16 protein-coding genes are annotated in these 15,999 nt (G+C 61.4%); all 16 read right to left on the bottom strand.

The window, feature by feature from the left end; genetic code table 11:
- Position 1: 1 nt before the first annotated feature.
- On the bottom strand, positions 2-571 hold the full coding sequence (locus tag QN219_RS19290; protein WP_284001450.1) for an AAA family ATPase: 570 nt from the start codon (positions 569-571) through the stop codon (positions 2-4).
- Between the two features lie 68 nt (positions 572-639).
- Positions 640-1,611: a lipoyl synthase gene (lipA, locus tag QN219_RS19285; RefSeq protein WP_284001449.1), complete on the bottom strand. Its 972-nt coding sequence runs from the start codon at positions 1,609-1,611 to the stop codon at positions 640-642.
- 136 nt (positions 1,612-1,747) lie between these two features.
- Positions 1,748-1,999 (bottom strand): GlsB/YeaQ/YmgE family stress response membrane protein, encoded by a 252-nt coding sequence (locus tag QN219_RS19280; protein WP_284001448.1) that lies wholly within the window; start codon positions 1,997-1,999, stop codon positions 1,748-1,750.
- Between the two features lie 78 nt (positions 2,000-2,077).
- The gene (gene lpdA / locus QN219_RS19275) at positions 2,078-3,523 is read right to left on the bottom strand and encodes a dihydrolipoyl dehydrogenase (protein WP_284001447.1); all 1,446 of its coding nucleotides are present in this window, start codon (positions 3,521-3,523) and stop codon (positions 2,078-2,080) included.
- An 18-nt stretch (positions 3,524-3,541) separates the two neighbouring features.
- Positions 3,542-4,123 (bottom strand): GNAT family N-acetyltransferase, encoded by a 582-nt coding sequence (locus QN219_RS19270; RefSeq protein WP_284001446.1) that lies wholly within the window; start codon positions 4,121-4,123, stop codon positions 3,542-3,544.
- 2 nt (positions 4,124-4,125) lie between these two features.
- Positions 4,126-4,767, bottom strand: coding sequence for an SGNH/GDSL hydrolase family protein (locus QN219_RS19265; RefSeq protein ID WP_284001445.1), 642 nt, complete (start codon positions 4,765-4,767; stop codon positions 4,126-4,128).
- Between the two features lie 157 nt (positions 4,768-4,924).
- Complete coding sequence (locus QN219_RS19260; RefSeq protein WP_284001444.1) at positions 4,925-6,262, bottom strand: pyruvate dehydrogenase complex dihydrolipoamide acetyltransferase; 1,338 nt, start codon at positions 6,260-6,262, stop codon at positions 4,925-4,927.
- A 15-nt stretch (positions 6,263-6,277) separates the two neighbouring features.
- Positions 6,278-7,657, bottom strand: coding sequence for a pyruvate dehydrogenase complex E1 component subunit beta (locus QN219_RS19255; RefSeq protein WP_284001443.1), 1,380 nt, complete (start codon positions 7,655-7,657; stop codon positions 6,278-6,280).
- A 17-nt stretch (positions 7,658-7,674) separates the two neighbouring features.
- Positions 7,675-8,721, bottom strand: coding sequence for a pyruvate dehydrogenase (acetyl-transferring) E1 component subunit alpha (gene pdhA / locus QN219_RS19250; RefSeq protein ID WP_284001442.1), 1,047 nt, complete (start codon positions 8,719-8,721; stop codon positions 7,675-7,677).
- Between the two features lie 137 nt (positions 8,722-8,858).
- Complete coding sequence (locus QN219_RS19245; RefSeq protein ID WP_284001441.1) at positions 8,859-9,179, bottom strand: septum formation initiator family protein; 321 nt, start codon at positions 9,177-9,179, stop codon at positions 8,859-8,861.
- 300 nt (positions 9,180-9,479) lie between these two features.
- A complete protein-coding gene (gene eno / locus QN219_RS19240) occupies positions 9,480-10,754 on the bottom strand; it encodes a phosphopyruvate hydratase (RefSeq protein ID WP_284001440.1) in 1,275 nt (424 codons plus the stop codon).
- 135 nt (positions 10,755-10,889) lie between these two features.
- Entirely contained in the window at positions 10,890-11,732 is an 843-nt protein-coding gene (kdsA, locus tag QN219_RS19235; RefSeq protein WP_284001439.1) for a 3-deoxy-8-phosphooctulonate synthase, read from the bottom strand.
- A complete protein-coding gene (locus QN219_RS19230) occupies positions 11,732-12,622 on the bottom strand; it encodes a VOC family protein (protein ID WP_284001438.1) in 891 nt (296 codons plus the stop codon). The genes kdsA and QN219_RS19230 overlap by 1 nt, the downstream gene beginning before the upstream one ends.
- Positions 12,623-12,811: 189 nt before the next feature.
- Positions 12,812-14,449 (bottom strand): CTP synthase, encoded by a 1,638-nt coding sequence (locus QN219_RS19225; protein WP_284001595.1) that lies wholly within the window; start codon positions 14,447-14,449, stop codon positions 12,812-12,814.
- Between the two features lie 137 nt (positions 14,450-14,586).
- Entirely contained in the window at positions 14,587-15,060 is a 474-nt protein-coding gene (gene secG, locus QN219_RS19220) for a preprotein translocase subunit SecG (protein WP_284001437.1), read from the bottom strand.
- A gap of 132 nt (positions 15,061-15,192) precedes the next feature.
- Positions 15,193-15,963, bottom strand: coding sequence for a triose-phosphate isomerase (tpiA, locus tag QN219_RS19215; protein ID WP_284001436.1), 771 nt, complete (start codon positions 15,961-15,963; stop codon positions 15,193-15,195).
- Positions 15,964-15,999 lie beyond the last annotated feature (36 nt).

Genomic DNA, 15,999 nt, shown 5'->3' with positions numbered 1-15,999 from the left:
GTTAAGCTCGTGCCGCGAGAAGTTCAAGCAGGGTGCGCATTTGTGCCCGGCTTCTTATCTGCAGGACCGGAACGTCCGGCCCGTGCTTCCGCAGGCCGGCCTCGATCCGCGGCGCGAACTTGCGCTCGAACGTCCAGATGTAGCGGACGAACTCCCAACTTACCCGTTCCGGACATCCGTCGGCCATTTCCGGCCGTGCCGCCCCTCGCCATTTCAGCCAACGCCGCGTCACGCCTATCAGGCACAGCAAGCGTGGCAGCCTCACCCAGAGCACGACGTCGGCCCGGGGCAGTCGCAGATCGAAGGTCGACGGGTTCGTCCCATCCATCACCCATCGCGCGTCAGCGATCTTGGCGGCGATAAGATTTCTTTGTTCCTCCCGCGCTCTGGAAACCCATCCGGGCAGCCAGAAGAACTCTCTGTCCATCGAAACAAATGGGATTTCGTAGTGTTCCGACAAGCGTCGGGCGAGTGTCGTCTTGCCTCCCCCCGAGCAGCCAATGACCAAAACACGTTTTGCCTCCGAGAGAATAGATGCAACCCGCTTCGTGTCCGTCAGATCATCTGCCACTCTCACCCCCCAAAAAAGAGCCGCGACGATCCAACGCCGCGGCTGTTTTTCACCGGCTGTGGAATGAACTATTCCGCTTCGGCCAACAGCTTCTTCTCGCGTGCTGCCCTCAGCCGTGCGAAATCATCACCGGCATGATGCGACGAGCGTGTCAGCGGGCTCGAAGCGACCATCAGGAAGCCCTTCGTGTAGGCGACCGTCTCATAGGACTTGAACTCCTCCGGGGTCACGAATTTCTCGACCTTGTGGTGCTTGCGGGTCGGCTGCAGATACTGGCCGATCGTCAGGAAATCGACGTCGGCGGTGCGCAGATCGTCCATCAACTGCAGCACCTCGTTCCGTTCTTCGCCAAGACCGACCATGATGCCGGATTTGGTGAACATCGACGGATCGAGTTCCTTCACCCGCTGCAGGAGTCGGATCGAATGGAAATAGCGGGCGCCAGGGCGGACGGTCAGGTAGTTCGAGGGCACCGTCTCGAGATTGTGGTTGAAGACGTCGGGCTTGGCGGCAACCACACGCTCCAGCGCACCGGGCTTGCGTAGAAAGTCGGGTGTCAGGATCTCGATGGTCGTTTCGGGAGAGGCCTCGCGGATCGCGAAGATGACCTTCTCGAAATGCTCGGCACCACCATCGTCCAGGTCGTCGCGGTCGACCGAGGTGATGACGACGTGGCTGAGCCCCATCTGCTTGACCGCCTTGGCAACATTGGCAGGCTCTTCCATGTCGAGCGCATTCGGCTTGCCGGTCGAGACGTTGCAGAAAGCGCAAGCGCGCGTGCAGATCTCGCCCATGATCATGAAGGTCGCGTGCTTCTTGTCCCAACATTCGCCGATGTTCGGGCAGCCGGCCTCCTCGCAGACGGTGACCAGATTGTTGCCCTTCACGATCGAGCGGGTTTCCATGTATCCCTTCGACGTCGGCGCCTTTACCCGAATCCAATCGGGCTTGCGCAGGACTTCCGTGTCAGGCTTGTGCGCCTTTTCCGGATGGCGGACGCGTTGCGCCCGGTCCGAGACAGCATCGAAAACCGTTACCATGTGTCTTCCTTTGTCGCGTCGAGCGCGCGGCGTGACGCCGACCTGCCCGTTTTCGATCTATATAAACGGCCCGACAGGAAAAGTCAGGCCGCCAGTTGCAATGCGGCCCGACAGCAGACGCATGGCTTGCGCGGCGCTACCTTCTCACAGCGCGCCCCGCGGCAATCAGCAGGCAGGCGCCGATAAAGCCGACGACCAGATAGGAGAGCCAGCCGGTGTAGGCCATACCGAAGGCGGCCAGAATGAAGTTCAGTACGATGGCGCCCAGAATGCCGAGGACGATATTCATGAACAGCCCCATCTCGCTGTTCATGAATCTCTCCGCAAGCCAACCGGCCAATCCGCCTATGATGATTGCAGCAAGAATACCGACGCCATTCAAGCTCATCGCGACCTCCCCGCAGTGAAAAAGCACCAGCGGCTTCAATGCATGATCGGATCAAAAGTTCCGAACGGCGGCACGTCATCAGGCGTTCAGCATCCGGCCGTAGGCGTCAAGCACGCTTTCCTTCATCATTTCCGACAGCGTCGGATGCGGGAAGACCGTGTGCATCAGTTCTTCCTCGGTCGTTTCGAGATTCATGGCAACAACGAAACCCTGGATGAGTTCGGTCACCTCGGCACCGACCATATGCGCGCCCAAGAGTTCGCCGGTTTTCTTATCGAAGATCGTCTTGATCAGACCCTGGTCCTCGCCGAGCGCGATGGCCTTGCCGTTGGCGGCGAAGTTAAAGCGGCCGACACGGATCTCGCGGCCGAGCTCCTTGGCCTTCGCTTCAGTCAGTCCGACAGAGGCAACCTGCGGGTCGCAATAGGTGCAGCCCGGGATTTTACCCTTGTCGAGCGCGTGCACGCCTGGGACGCCGGCGATCTTCTCGACGCAGATCACGCCCTCGTGTTCGGCCTTGTGCGCCAGCATCGGCGGCCCGGCAACGTCGCCGATCGCGTAGATACCGGCTACATTCGTCTTACCATAGCCATCGGTGATGATGCAGCCGCGATCGGTTTTGACGCCAAGCGCCTCGAGCCCAAGATTCTCAATATTGCCTTGCACGCCGACGGCAGAGATCAGGCGGTCGGCCTTGATCTGCGTTGCCTTGCCGTCCTTCGTCTCGACATGCGCGGTGACATCATTCGCGCCCTTCTCAACCTTCGTCACTTTGGCGTCGGTGAAGATCTTCATGCCGCGCTTTTCGAGTTGCTTGCGGGCGAAAGCGGAAATCTCCGCATCCTCGACCGGCATGACCTGCGGCAACAGCTCGACGACGGTGACGTCCACGCCCATCGACAGGTAGAAGCTTGCGAATTCGATGCCGATGGCGCCGGAGCCCATCACGAGCATGGATTTTGGCATTTCCTCAGGCTTCATCGCCTCGAAATAGGTCCAGATCATCTTGCCATCGGGCTCGATGCCCGGAAGCGCGCGTGGCCGGGCGCCAGTCGCGATGATGATGTGCTTGGCGGTGTATGTGCCCTCACCCTTCACACCCTTCGGCACAGGGTTCTGCGGCTGGACCGCGGGCTTCGACGGCGCGCCAACGACGATCTCGCCGGGCTTCGTCAGCTTGGCCTCGCCCCAGATGATGTCGACCTTGTTCTTCTTCATGAGGAAACCAACGCCACCGTTCAGCCGAGCGGAGACAGCACGCGAGCGGGCGACGACGTCCTTGACGTTGGCGGTCATCTTGCCTTCCAACGTCAGACCGTATTTCTTGGCGTGATTGGCGTGGTCAAGGATCTCGGCGGAACGCAGCAACGCCTTGGTCGGAATGCAGCCCCAGTTGAGGCAGATGCCGCCGAGGTGCTCGCGTTCGACGATCGCCGTCTTCAAGCCAAGCTGAGCTGAACGGATGGCGGTGACATAGCCCCCCGGACCCGAACCGATAACGATAACGTCGTAATTCTCAGCCATATGTTCCTGCCTTTTGTCTCAAGCGACCTGTCGGGTGAAAAGCACCCAGTCGTGTTTCCTGCTGTCCTCGAAAAGCGGCACGGCTTCAACGCGCGCCACCTCCTCGAAGCCGTTGACCTGGTAGAGTGCCTGAGCCGTTTCATTGTGGCTTTCGGTGATCAGGCTCACCGGCGCCGACCCGGCGCGGGCAATTTCGTGTTCCAGCAAGGCGCGGCCGATCCCCTTGCCGCGATGATGCTTGTAGACGCCGAGGCTGTCGATGAACCAATGATCCACCACCTGCCTCTGGAGGGCGAGCAACGGGGCGAGCACCGGATGCTTCGCTTCGATATCGCGGACGGAGGCATCGATCGCGTAGGAGACCGCTATACCAGCAATCTCGTCCTCGACTTCGGCAACAATGGCATCACGCCACGTACCCCGCCCCGCGTCTTCGCGTAGCTTGTTGCGGCCGTGTTCGAACGCCGTTTCGGCGACGCCACGCAACACACCGCCATACCAGAGCCAGGCCGCAAATCCGTGCGAGGCAATATCGATCAGGACAGCTAGTTCCGCTGCCTCTCTTCGTTCCGCAGGCCTGATGGTCACGCCAGCCGTCATGGTCAGAGCCCGAGCATCATCCGCACGACCGGTTCCAATCCCCGGCCAATCGCGCGGGTGTTGTCGGCGTCGAGATGCACGCCATCAAGCGGCGTGGTTTTCGCAACGGAGCCGGCATCGAAAAAGCCGCAATCGAGCTCGTCGGCGAGATCGCGGTAGAGCGGCGCCAGCATCGCCGACTGCTCGATAGCGCCCGCATACATTGCTGCGAAGGCGCTGTTCGCGGTTTCGCAAAGCGGCGGCGGCGAGACGATGAGGATGTCCGGGCCCTCCTCGGCGTCGACCGGCCAGTCGTGCCGCCGAACGAGATTGACAAGGCGCGCGATCCCTTTGACAGCACCGAAGGCTGTGCCGTGGATCATCGGCTTCATGTCGTTGGTGCCGAGCAGGAGGATCATCAGATCGATCGGCGCATGGCTGTGGAGCACGGTCGGCAACACGCGGGCTCCGTTGCGGTCGCAATCGGCGAGATGGTCGTCATAGGCTGTCGTGCGGCCGTTCAGCCCTTCGGCTATGACGTGCACACCCGGACCGAGGGCCTTTTGCAGCACGCTCGGCCAGCGGTCCTCCAACGCATGCCGGCCAAGGCCGCTCGCGTCATAGCCCCACGTCAGACTGTCACCGTAGCAAAGGACTGTCTTCATCGCTTGTGCCCGCGTTTACAGCGCCGCGCGTCTTCTCAGACGCGCAAAGGACGCTGTAGCACTTTGAATCGCTGCATGTTTTGTCCTTGAATCGGCTACGATTTAAGGAAACATACAGCAGGGAATGGACCGGCCAGAAAAGCCGGTCCGGATCGCATCAGACCAGCATGCCCATCGGGTTTTCGATGTAGCGCTTGAAGGCGGCGAGCAGCTCGGCGCCGAGCGCGCCATCGACGCAGCGATGGTCGGTCGAGAGCGTCACAGTCATCATGTTGGCGATGACCATTTCCTTGTTCTTGACGACGACGCGTTCCTCGCCGGCACCGACCGCAAGGATGGTCGCATGCGGCGGGTTGACGACGGCGGCGAAGTTCTTGACGCCCATCATGCCCATGTTGGAGACGGCCGTGGTGCCGCCCTGATACTCTTCCGGCTTCAGCTTGCGCTCCTTGGCGCGCTTGCCGAAGTCCTTCATCTCGTTGGAGATGGCCGAAAGGCTTTTCAGCTCCGCCTGGCGGATAATCGGCGTGATCAAACCACCCGGGATAGAGACAGCAACGCCGACATCGGCGTGCTTGTGCTTGACCATGTTGGTATCGGTCCAGGAGACGTTCGCATCCGGAACGTCGCGCAGTGCAAGCGCCAGCGCCTTGATCACCATGTCGTTGACCGAGAGCTTGTAGACGGGCTTGCCGTCTTTCTCCGGGGCTGCGGCATTGAGCTGCGCGCGAAGCGCAAGCAGCGCATCGAGCTCGCAATCGATCGAGACATAGAAATGCGGGATCGTCTGCTTCGATTCCTGCAGGCGCTTGGCAATGGTCTTACGCATGCCATCATGCGGGACGAGCTCGTAGGAGCCCGGCTCGAAGAGCTTGAGCACGGCATCCTCTGACATGCCCTTGGCGAGCGCCGGAGCGGGTGCAGCCGCGGCGGCGGCCTGAGGTGCGGCTGCCGGCTTCGCACCGCCACCGGCAACAGCCGTCTCGACGTCTTTCTTGACGACACGGCCATACGGGCCGGACCCGGCGATTGCCGAGAGATCGATGCCAGCTTCCTTGGCGAGACGGCGCGCAAGCGGCGAAGAGAATACACGCTTGTCATCCCCCGCAGCGGGTGCTGGCGATGGCGCTGCGGCGGGCTGGGCAGCAGGTGCCGCAGCGGGCGGCGCCGCCGGAGCCGGTTGTTCGGTTTTGACGGCGGGCGCCGGTGCTGCCGCGCCGTTGCCACCCTTCGCAGCCGTCGTCACGTCCTCGCCATCAGCGGCCAGAACGGCGATCAGCGCATTGACCTTGACGCCTTCGGTCCCGGCCGGAACGACGATCTTGGCGACCGTGCCTTCATCGACGGCTTCCACTTCCATGGTCGCCTTGTCGGTCTCGATCTCGGCGATGACGTCGCCGGACCTCACCTTGTCGCCTTCCTTGACCAGCCACTTGGCCAGATTGCCTTCTTCCATGGTCGGAGAGAGGGCAGGCATCGTGATGTTGATTGGCATCGAAGCGCCCTCCCCTTATTTGTAGCAAACGGCTTTCACGGCATCGACGACCTCGGCGACGCTCGGCAGCGCCAGCTTTTCGAGGTTTGCGGCATAGGGCATCGGCACATCCTTGCCGGCGATCGTCAGGATCGGCGCATCGAGGTAATCGAAGGCCTGCTGCATGACGCGTGTGGCGATTTCGGTACCGACGGAGGACTGCGGGTAGCCTTCTTCGACGGTGACCAGACGGCCGGTCTTCTTCACCGACTCGATCACGGTCGGAAGATCCATCGGGCGGATCGTGCGAAGATCGATGATCTCGACGTCAATGCCCTGCGCTTCGAGTTCGGCCGCAGCTTTGACCGCATAGGTCATGCCGATGCCGAAGGAAACGATGGTTGCATCCTTGCCGACGCGATGGATGCGCGCCTTGCCGATCGGCAGCACGAAATCATCGAGCTTCGGCACCTCGAAGGAATGACCGTAAAGGATTTCATTCTCGAGGAAGATCACCGGGTTCGGGTCGCGGATCGCAGCCTTCAAGAGGCCCTTCGCATCAGCGGCCGTGTACGGCATGACGACCTTGAGGCCCGGAATATGGCTGTACCAGGCGGCATAGCACTGCGAGTGCTGCGCGGCGACGCGAGCGGCCGCTCCGCTCGGGCCACGGAAAACGATCGGCGCGCCCATCTGGCCGCCCGACATATAAAGCGTCTTGGCGGCCGAGTTGATGATCTGATCGATCGCCTGCATGGCGAAGTTGAAGGTCATGAACTCGACGATCGGCCGCAGACCGGTCATTGCCGCGCCGACGCCGACGCCGGCGAAACCATGCTCGGTGATCGGGGTATCGACCACGCGACGTGGGCCGAATTCCTGCAGCAGGCCCTGGGTGATCTTGTAGGCGCCCTGGTATTCGGCGACTTCCTCACCCATGACGAAGACGTCGTCATTGGCGCGCATCTCCTCGGCCATCGCATCACGAAGCGCCTCGCGCACCGTCATCGAAACCATTTCCGTTCCGGCGGGGATCGCCGGGTCGGCAGGAATTTCCGCCTTCGGCTGAGCCGCAACCGGCGCCGCGGTCGGAGCCGGAGCGGCCGCGGGCGCTTCACTCGCAGCAGGCTTCGGAGCCTCGGCCTTCGGCGTTACGATATCGCCGGCAGCCTCGCCGTCCTGCAGCAGCACGGCGATCGGCGTATTGACCTTCACGCCCTCGGTACCTGCGGCGATCAGGAGCTTGCCGATCGTACCTTCGTCGACGGCCTCCACTTCCATCGTCGCCTTGTCAGTTTCAATCTCGGCAATGACATCGCCCGAGGACACCTTGTCCCCCTCGTTCTTCAGCCATTTGGAGAGCGTGCCTTCCTCCATCGTCGGGGAAAGGGCGGGCATGAGAATTTCTACTGGCATGGTTGTCCCTCCCCGGATCAAAGCAGGATGTCGGTATAGAGCTCGGATGCATCCGGCTCCGGATCAGACTGGGCGAAATCGGCACTGTCCGCAACGATGTCGCGAACGTCCTTGTCGATCTGCTTCAGCTCTTCCTCGCTCGCCCAGCCCTTTTCGGTAAGCCGGGCCTTTACCTGCTCGATTGGGTCGTGCTCGGAGCGCATCTTCTGCACTTCGTCCTTCGACCGGTACTTCGCCGGGTCGGACATGGAGTGGCCGCGATAGCGATAGGTCAGCATCTCGAGGATGATCGGCCCCTTGCCGGAACGGCAATATTGAACGGCTTCATCGGCTGCCGCCTTGACCGCGCGAACATCCATGCCGTCGACCTGATAACCGGGAATGCCGAAGGAGGCGCCGCGTTGCGAGAAGTCGGTCTGCGCTGAAGCGCGGGACACGGACGTGCCCATGGCGTAGCGGTTGTTCTCGACGATGTAGATCACCGGCAGCTTCCAGAGAGCAGCCATGTTGAAGCTCTCATAGACTTGGCCCTGGTTGGCGGCACCATCGCCGAAATAGGCGAGGCTGACATTATCGTTGCCGCGGTACTTGTTGGCGAAGGCAAGGCCGGTGCCAAGCGAGACCTGCGCGCCAACGATGCCGTGGCCGCCATAAAAATGCTTTTCCTTGGAGAACATGTGCATCGAGCCGCCTTTCCCCTTGGAAAGGCCGCCGCGACGGCCGGTCAGTTCCGCCATCACGCCGCGCGCACTCATTCCGCAAGCAAGCATGTGGCCGTGATCACGGTAACCGGTGATGACCTGATCACCTTCCTTGAGCGCCATCTGCATCCCGACCACGACGGCTTCCTGACCGATATAGAGGTGACAGAAGCCGCCGATGAAGCCCATGCCGTAAAGCTGGCCGGCCTTCTCCTCGAAACGCCGGATCAGCAACATTTCGCGGTAGGCCTTGAGATCATCTTCCTTGGAGAATTCGGCGATGGTGCCGCCGGCGAAGTCCTTCTTTGCGGACTTGGCAGCGGTCTTGCGGCTGGAGACGGACGCGGTTTTTCGCGGAGCCATTCATTCCTCCCAAATGGTTAGCCTTTGCGGGCTACCATAGGGAAAGAAGAGCGACACAGCAATGCCATATTTGCATGGCTATTATTCTGCGTAAGAGATTGAATTTTACCAGGAATTTTCAGTTAACTCAATTTAAGTTAATTCGGGCCGCGATGAAAAATAACAATCTCGTCGCTCCGCGACATGTTGAGCGCGAGGCGAGCCTTCTCATCCAGCATATCTCGTTCCAGCGAACCGTCGCTCATCAGCTCGACCTCCTTTTCCAGGATTTTTCGCTGATGAGTCAGCTCATCCAATCGGGCTTGCCGCACGGCGATCTGTCGGTCGAACTCCTCCGTCGCCCTCAGGCCGTATCCTCCGTGGATCGAATGATAGCCGAAATAGGAAAGAAACGCGACCGCCATGAGCGGCACCACCAGCCGCCCCAGTCTCCGTTTCTTGTGATGTCGTGTCCACATGGTCCATGCCCTGATACGCAATACAAGACGAGACTAACGTCGATTGATTAACCGACCGTTGACCATGAATGGCAAGGAAAAGGAAACCCGCCTGCCGTGAGGCAGACGGGTTGAGATTACGTCGATTTTAGGTGGCGATGCATACCGCTGGATTCGCCCCTCACCCTAGCCCTCTCCCCGCACGCGGGGAGAGGGGATTTTGACCGCCGAGCTTGCCGCTTGTCCCTTCTCCCCGCTCGCGGGGAGAAGGTCCCGGCAGGCGGATGAGGGGCGGACATTGCGCCCCTTATCGGCTTGCACTCAGCCCCGCAGGATCGAGCGGCCGGCGTATTTGGCCTGCAGACCGAGCTGCTCTTCGATACGAATCAGCTGGTTGTACTTGGCAAGCCGGTCGGAGCGCGCGAGCGAGCCGGTCTTGATCTGTCCGCAATTGGTGGCGACCGCGAGATCGGCGATCGTCGCGTCTTCGGTTTCGCCGGAACGGTGCGACATGACGGCGGTATAGCGGGCCTTGTGGGCCGTCTCGACCGCATCGAGCGTTTCCGAGAGCGAGCCGATCTGGTTGACCTTGACGAGGATCGAGTTGGCGACACCCATCTTGATGCCGTCGCGCAGTCGAGCCGAGTTGGTGACGAAGAGATCGTCGCCGACGAGCTGGACTTTGGAGCCGATCTTATCGGTCAGCGCCTTCCAGCCATCCCAGTCGTCCTCGGCCATCCCGTCCTCGATCGAGATGATCGGGTACTTGGCGGCGAGTTCGGCGAGGTATTCCGCCATGGCGCCGGGCTCCAGCGTGCGGCCCTCACCTTCGAGCACATACTTGCCGTCCTTGAAGAATTCCGTCGAAGCGCAGTCGAGCGCGACATACATGTCCTCGCCCGGCTTGTAGCCAGCCTTCTCGATCGACTTCATGATGAAGTCCAGCGCCGCGGGGGCGGAGGCCAGACCCGGAGCAAAGCCACCTTCGTCGCCGACATTGGTGTTGTGGCCGTCGGCGGCCAGCTGCTTCTTCAGCGTGTGGAAGACTTCCGAGCCCATGCGCACGGCGTCTTTCAGCGTTTCCGCGCCGACCGGCATGATCATGAATTCCTGGAAATCGATCGGGTTGTCGGCATGCGCGCCACCATTGATGATGTTCATCATCGGAACCGGCAGGAGATGCGCGTTCGGACCGCCGACATAGCGGTAGAGCGGCAGGCCGGAAGCCTCGGCCGCAGCCTTTGCAACCGCCAGGGAGACGCCGAGAATGGCATTGGCGCCGAGGCGCGACTTGTTCGCCGTGCCGTCGAGCTCGATCATGGTCTTGTCGATCTGGATCTGGTTTTCGGCGTCGAGGCCCCCGATCGCTTCGAAGATCTCTCCGTTGACCGCGTCGACGGCGCGCTCGACGCCCTTGCCGAGATAGCGCGTACCGCCGTCGCGCAGTTCGACCGCTTCGTGGGCACCGGTCGAGGCGCCCGACGGAACAGCGGCCCGGCCGAAACTACCCTCTTCGAGATGAACGTCGACCTCGACGGTCGGGTTGCCGCGGCTGTCCAGAATTTCGCGGCCGATGATATCGATGATTGCAGTCATGATCTCTTCCCTGGTTAGGACGACGGTGTGGTCGGGCCTGTCTTAATTCAAGGCCTCGAAATTACAATGGCGCGAAGGATGCAAATGCCGAAGCGCCATTGCGGTTCATGAAAATTTCACGAAGGCCGGCGCAGCTCAGGCCTTGGCGATCGCGTCGAAAGCAAGCAGCTTTTCAAGAAGCTGCGGCATGTCCTTCAGGTGCACCATATTGGGGCCATCCGAAGGCGCGTTGTCGGGATCTTCGTGCGTCTCGATGAAGAGGCCGGCGACGCCGACAGCGACGGCAGCGCGCGCCAAGGTTTCGACGAACTCGCGCTGGCCGCCCGTGGAGCCGCCCTGTCCGCCCGGCTGCTGCACGGAATGGGTGGCGTCAAAGATCACCGGCGCCCCGAGCGCCGCCATGATCGGCAAAGAGCGCATGTCGGAAACCAGCGTGTTATAGCCGAAGGAGGCGCCGCGCTCGCACAGAAGAACGTTCGGATTGCCGCTCATCGTGAACTTGGCAAGCACGTTCTTCATGTCCCAGGGCGCGAGGAACTGACCCTTCTTGACGTTGATCGCGCGGCCGGTCTTGGCGGCCGCCACGAGCAGGTCGGTCTGGCGCGACAGAAAGGCCGGGATCTGCAGGATGTCGACCGTTTCCGCGACGATCGCGCATTGCTCTTCGGTGTGAATGTCGGTCAGCACCGGAAAGCCGAACTCCTTCTTGAGGTCCGCGAAAATTTCCAGCGCGTTGTCGAGGCCGATGCCGCGCTTGCCGGAGAGGGAGGTGCGGTTCGCCTTGTCGAAGGAAGACTTGTAAACGAGGCCGAGCCCCAGCGACTTGCAAAGCTCGACCAGCTTTCCGGCCATCATGAAGGCATGATCGCGGCTCTCCATCTGGCAGGGGCCGGCGATCAGCGCCAGCCGCTTCTTCTGCGAAAAGACAACCTGGCCGGCACCCTCGCCGACGACAACCCTGGCATTTGTTTCCATCATCACACTCCAAATGCGAAAATCACTCCTTGCCCCGGCGCTTCCGGGACAATGAGACGTCCGCCCATTTCTGCAAATTCGATATCGTTCTTGGCAAAGAGCGCGCGCGTCGCTTCGAGGTCAACGACACGAAACACGACGGCGCGCCCGCGCAGGCCGCGCTCGGCGCTGCGGACCGAACGGCCGAAAAAGGCCTCCATTCCGGCAGCATTGAGCACCGAAAGCTTGGCGTTGCCCGTTTGAATGTCCATGCCAAAGGAGTGGGCCGAAACCTCGCGGTCATCGACGCCTTCCTGCAGCAGATACTGGAAGTCGGTGGGATTTGGCTCCGACAACACAACCTCGGCAATGCCGAGCACACCGTTCTCATGACGGTGAAGGGCGGTCTGGTCGACCGGCAGCGCGCGAATGCGCTGACAACTGAAGAGGAAGAAATCCGGGGAGCGCAGATCCGCGGCAAATGCCAGCCGGAAGGAGCCGAGGCCTTCGCGGCCGTCCGGCAACCGCATCGGCCGCGAGAATTCCAGCATGTCGCCGCCAGAGACGCCACTCGCGCGGAAACGCATGTGATCGGTTGCGGCATCGGAGGTTCCGACAACGATCGCCGACATGCCTTCCGGGCCTTCACGGAAGCGGAATGCCTGGTCACGGGCGACAAAGACGTTGCCGGCGAGCGCCGCGGCCTCGCACTCTTCGCGCGAGGCGATGGCAAGCGGTTCCAGATAGGTGTTATCGGCGAAGAAGACACACGCATTCTCCGTGCCGAAGGGATGGCGTGCATCTTCGGCAACCACGAAGCCGAGATCGCTCAAGCGCCGCCTCGCCTGCGCAAGCTCGGCCACCGGCAGCACGAGATGATCGAGCGGGCGGGTGGTGCGCTTGGATAAGCTCATGGCGTGTTCCCTGATGGCCGGTTCGTCGCTGTTTGCAACTTTTGCCGACCGATTGCAAGCATGGCCGATCAAGGCAGACGCTGGACGATGGAGGATTTGGCGGCGACGCACCGTGCCGCCTGAAAAACGGAAGCGGCCGGTCCCATGAGGGCCGGCCGCAAAAGAAGCGACAATGTGAGAAGGACAGCGTTAGACGAGGCGCGATTGCTCCAGCGCCGCCTCGATGAAGCTTGCGAAAAGCGGGTGCGGATCGAGCGGCCGAGACTTCAGTTCCGGGTGGTACTGAACGCCGATGAACCAGGGATGGTCCTGGTACTCGACCGTTTCAGGCAAAACGCCGTCCGGCGACATGCCGGAGAAGACCAGGCCACAGGATTCCAGCCGCTCCTTGTAATCGTTGTTGACCTCGTAGCGGTGACGATGGCGCTCGGAAATATCGGTCGACCCGTAGATGCCGGCAATCTTGGTGTTCTGTTTGAGGGCCGCGCGATAGGCGCCAAGGCGCATGGTGCCGCCAAGATCGCCGGATGCGGAGCGCTTTTCAAGCTCGTTGCCCTTCACCCACTCGGTCATCAACCCGACAACCGGCTCCTTGGTCGGGCCGAATTCGGTCGAAGAGGCCTTCTCGATGCCAGCGAGGTTGCGGGCAGCCTCGACGACGGCCATCTGCATGCCGAAGCAGATGCCGAAATAGGGAACCTTGCGTTCCCGCGCAAAGCGGGCAGCATTGATCTTGCCTTCGGAACCGCGCTCGCCGAAGCCGCCGGGAACAAGAATGCCGTGGACTTTCTCAAGCCAGGGAGCCGGATCTTCCTTCTCGAAGATTTCCGATTCGATCCATTCGAGCTTGACCTTGACGCGGTTGGCGATGCCACCGTGATAGAGCGCTTCGATCAGCGACTTATAGGCGTCCTTGAGCCCGGTATACTTGCCGACGATGGCAATCGTGACTTCACCTTCCGGTGTGCGGATACGATGGGCAACGTCTTCCCAGGATTCCATGCGCGGCTTTGGCGCCGGCTCGATACCAAAGGCGGCCAGGACCTCGTTGTCGAGGCCTTCCTTGTGATAAGCGATCGGCACGTCATAGATCGAGGCGACATCGAGCGCCTGAATGACGGCGGACTGGCGGACATTGCAGAAGAGCGACAGCTTGCGGCGCTCCGCTTCCGGGATCTCGCGATCGGCGCGAACGAGCAGGATATCGGGATGGATGCCGAGCGCTTGCAGCTCCTTTACCGAATGCTGCGTCGGCTTGGTCTTGAGCTCGCCCGCCGCCGGGATATAGGGCATCAGCGTCAGGTGAACGTAGACAGCGGTGCCGCGTGGCAGGTCGTTGCCGAGCTGGCGGATCGCCTCCATGAAGGGCATTGCTTCGATGTCGCCGACGGTGCCGCCGATCTCACAGATGACGAAATCGTATTCGTCGTTGCCCTCGGTGACGAAATTCTTGATTTCGTTGGTGACGTGCGGGATCACCTGAACCGTCGCGCCGAGATAGTCGCCGCGCCGCTCCTTGTCGATGATGTTCTTGTAAATCCGACCCGTCGTGATGTTGTCGGTCTTCGTCGCCGAGCGCCCCGTGAAGCGTTCGTAGTGACCGAGATCGAGATCGGTCTCCGCCCCATCGTCGGTGACGAACACCTCACCGTGCTGGGTCGGGCTCATCGTGCCCGGATCGACATTGAGATAGGGGTCGAGCTTGCGCAGTCTCACTCGATAGCCACGCGCCTGCAGAAGCGCTCCGAGAGCGGCTGCAGCGATGCCTTTTCCGAGGGAGGAAACCACGCCGCCAGTGATGAATACATATCGCGCCATGGGAGTCACCGGATACCTTTTCACAAATGATTCCGCCACCGAAAAATTCGTTTTTTGGAATTTTTCCGTCTTCGAAGGGGCAGATTTCACACAAAACAAAACCGGCGGATGAAACATCCGCCGGTGGGTTCTTCTGATTTGCGACCTTACTGGCCGCTCGGAACTTGCGACCCCGTATTGCCGTTGGCCGGCGCTTCGGTCGTGGGTGCGGCACCAGCGGGTGCCTGACCCGTGGCGGGCGCACCGCCGGCCGGCGCAGCGTTGTTGGTGCCGTTGCCGGCAGGCGGCTGCTGGGCGTTTCCGCCAGCTGGAGGAGTCTCACCGCCGCCGAGCGAATCAAGCACGCCACCGCCGCTCGAACTCGTCCCGGGGATGCGGTCGAGAATGTCAGTCGCCTGCGGCTCATAACGGGAAAGAATGCCCATCGCGAGCGCTAGACCGAAGAAGAGGAAGGCGAGAACGGCTGTCGTGCGGGTCAGCGCATTGGCGGTACCGCGGGCGGACATGAAGCCCGAGCCGCCGCCGATGCCGAGACCGCCACCTTCGGAACGCTGAATGAGGACGACGCCGATGAGGGCGACGACGACCATGAGATAGATGACGAGTAGTACGGTCTGCATCAGCTTCCAGTCCTGCCCTCTTGGGCACACGAATCAAACCCTGCGCGAAACACGGCATGGCCGGGCGCAAGTTGGCGCCTCTTTATACCAAGCCGCCGGCTATTCCAACCCCCTGCCGGCGCGGGAGAACAATCAGGCTGTCAATTCTTCATACGCCCTGTAGATGGCGAGAAAGTCTTCCGCTTTCAAGCTTGCGCCGCCGATCAGGGCACCGTCCACGTTTGCAATGCCCATCAGTTCCTTGGCGTTGCCGGGCTTGACGGAGCCGCCGTAGAGAATGCGCATCTTGCTGCCTGCAGCCGCGAAGCGCGATACGAGTTCGCTGCGCATGAAAGCATGCGCCTCCTCTACGTCCGATGCTGTCGGTGTGAGGCCGGTGCCGATCGCCCAGACAGGCTCGTAGGCAATCACCGTGTTCTCCGCGGTCGCGCCATCCGGAAGGCTTTCTGCTAGCTGGCGCTTCAGGACATCGAGCGTCTTGCCGCCCTGGCGCTCATCGCCGGTTTCGCCGATGCAGACGATGGCAACGAGGCCGGCCGCATGAGCGGCTTCCGTCTTGGCGCGCACCAGCGCGTCACTCTCGGCATGGTCGGTGCGGCGTTCGGAATGACCGACGATGACATGAGTGCCGAAGCAGTCGGCGATCATCTCGGCCGAAACGTCTCCCGTATGTGCGCCGGACTGTTTCTGATGGCAATCCTGCCCGCCGATCATCAGTGGACTGTCGTCGCAAAGGGCGGTGGCGACATAGAGCAATGTTGCCGGCGGGCAGATCAGCGTTTCCACCTTTTCGGACAGACCGACCTTGACGCCCTCGGCCATCGCCTTGATCTGGTCGAGCGAGGCACGTGTTCCATTCATCTTCCAGTTTCCGGCAACGAGCGGGCGGATATCGGGCGTCATGAAATTCCTCCGGGTCGGGTCTCTTTTCCGGCTAGC

This window comes from Sinorhizobium sp. 8-89, from assembly GCF_030124325.1.
Taxonomy (GTDB): domain Bacteria; phylum Pseudomonadota; class Alphaproteobacteria; order Rhizobiales; family Rhizobiaceae; genus Sinorhizobium.
Note: the sequence above shows the minus strand (reverse complement) of the source record. Positions and strands in the feature narration are given on the sequence as shown.

What these genes read in the sequence shown, in the direction of transcription:
- lipA (WP_284001449.1), bottom strand. Translation starts at nt 1,611, where the DNA reads ATGGTAACGGTTTTCGATGCTGTCTCGGACCGGGCGCAACGCGTCCGC.
- QN219_RS19280 (WP_284001448.1), bottom strand. Translation starts at nt 1,999, where the DNA reads ATGAGCTTGAATGGCGTCGGTATTCTTGCTGCAATCATCATAGGCGGA.
- lpdA (WP_284001447.1), bottom strand. Translation starts at nt 3,523, where the DNA reads ATGGCTGAGAATTACGACGTTATCGTTATCGGTTCGGGTCCGGGGGGC.
- QN219_RS19270 (WP_284001446.1), bottom strand. Translation starts at nt 4,123, where the DNA reads ATGACGGCTGGCGTGACCATCAGGCCTGCGGAACGAAGAGAGGCAGCG.
- QN219_RS19265 (WP_284001445.1), bottom strand. Translation starts at nt 4,767, where the DNA reads ATGAAGACAGTCCTTTGCTACGGTGACAGTCTGACGTGGGGCTATGAC.
- QN219_RS19260 (WP_284001444.1), bottom strand. Translation starts at nt 6,262, where the DNA reads ATGCCAATCAACATCACGATGCCTGCCCTCTCTCCGACCATGGAAGAA.
- QN219_RS19255 (WP_284001443.1), bottom strand. Translation starts at nt 7,657, where the DNA reads ATGCCAGTAGAAATTCTCATGCCCGCCCTTTCCCCGACGATGGAGGAA.
- pdhA (WP_284001442.1), bottom strand. Translation starts at nt 8,721, where the DNA reads ATGGCTCCGCGAAAAACCGCGTCCGTCTCCAGCCGCAAGACCGCTGCC.
- QN219_RS19245 (WP_284001441.1), bottom strand. Translation starts at nt 9,179, where the DNA reads ATGTGGACACGACATCACAAGAAACGGAGACTGGGGCGGCTGGTGGTG.
- eno (WP_284001440.1), bottom strand. Translation starts at nt 10,754, where the DNA reads ATGACTGCAATCATCGATATCATCGGCCGCGAAATTCTGGACAGCCGC.
- kdsA (WP_284001439.1), bottom strand. Translation starts at nt 11,732, where the DNA reads ATGATGGAAACAAATGCCAGGGTTGTCGTCGGCGAGGGTGCCGGCCAG.
- QN219_RS19230 (WP_284001438.1), bottom strand. Translation starts at nt 12,622, where the DNA reads ATGAGCTTATCCAAGCGCACCACCCGCCCGCTCGATCATCTCGTGCTG.
- secG (WP_284001437.1), bottom strand. Translation starts at nt 15,060, where the DNA reads ATGCAGACCGTACTACTCGTCATCTATCTCATGGTCGTCGTCGCCCTC.
- tpiA (WP_284001436.1), bottom strand. Translation starts at nt 15,963, where the DNA reads ATGACGCCCGATATCCGCCCGCTCGTTGCCGGAAACTGGAAGATGAAT.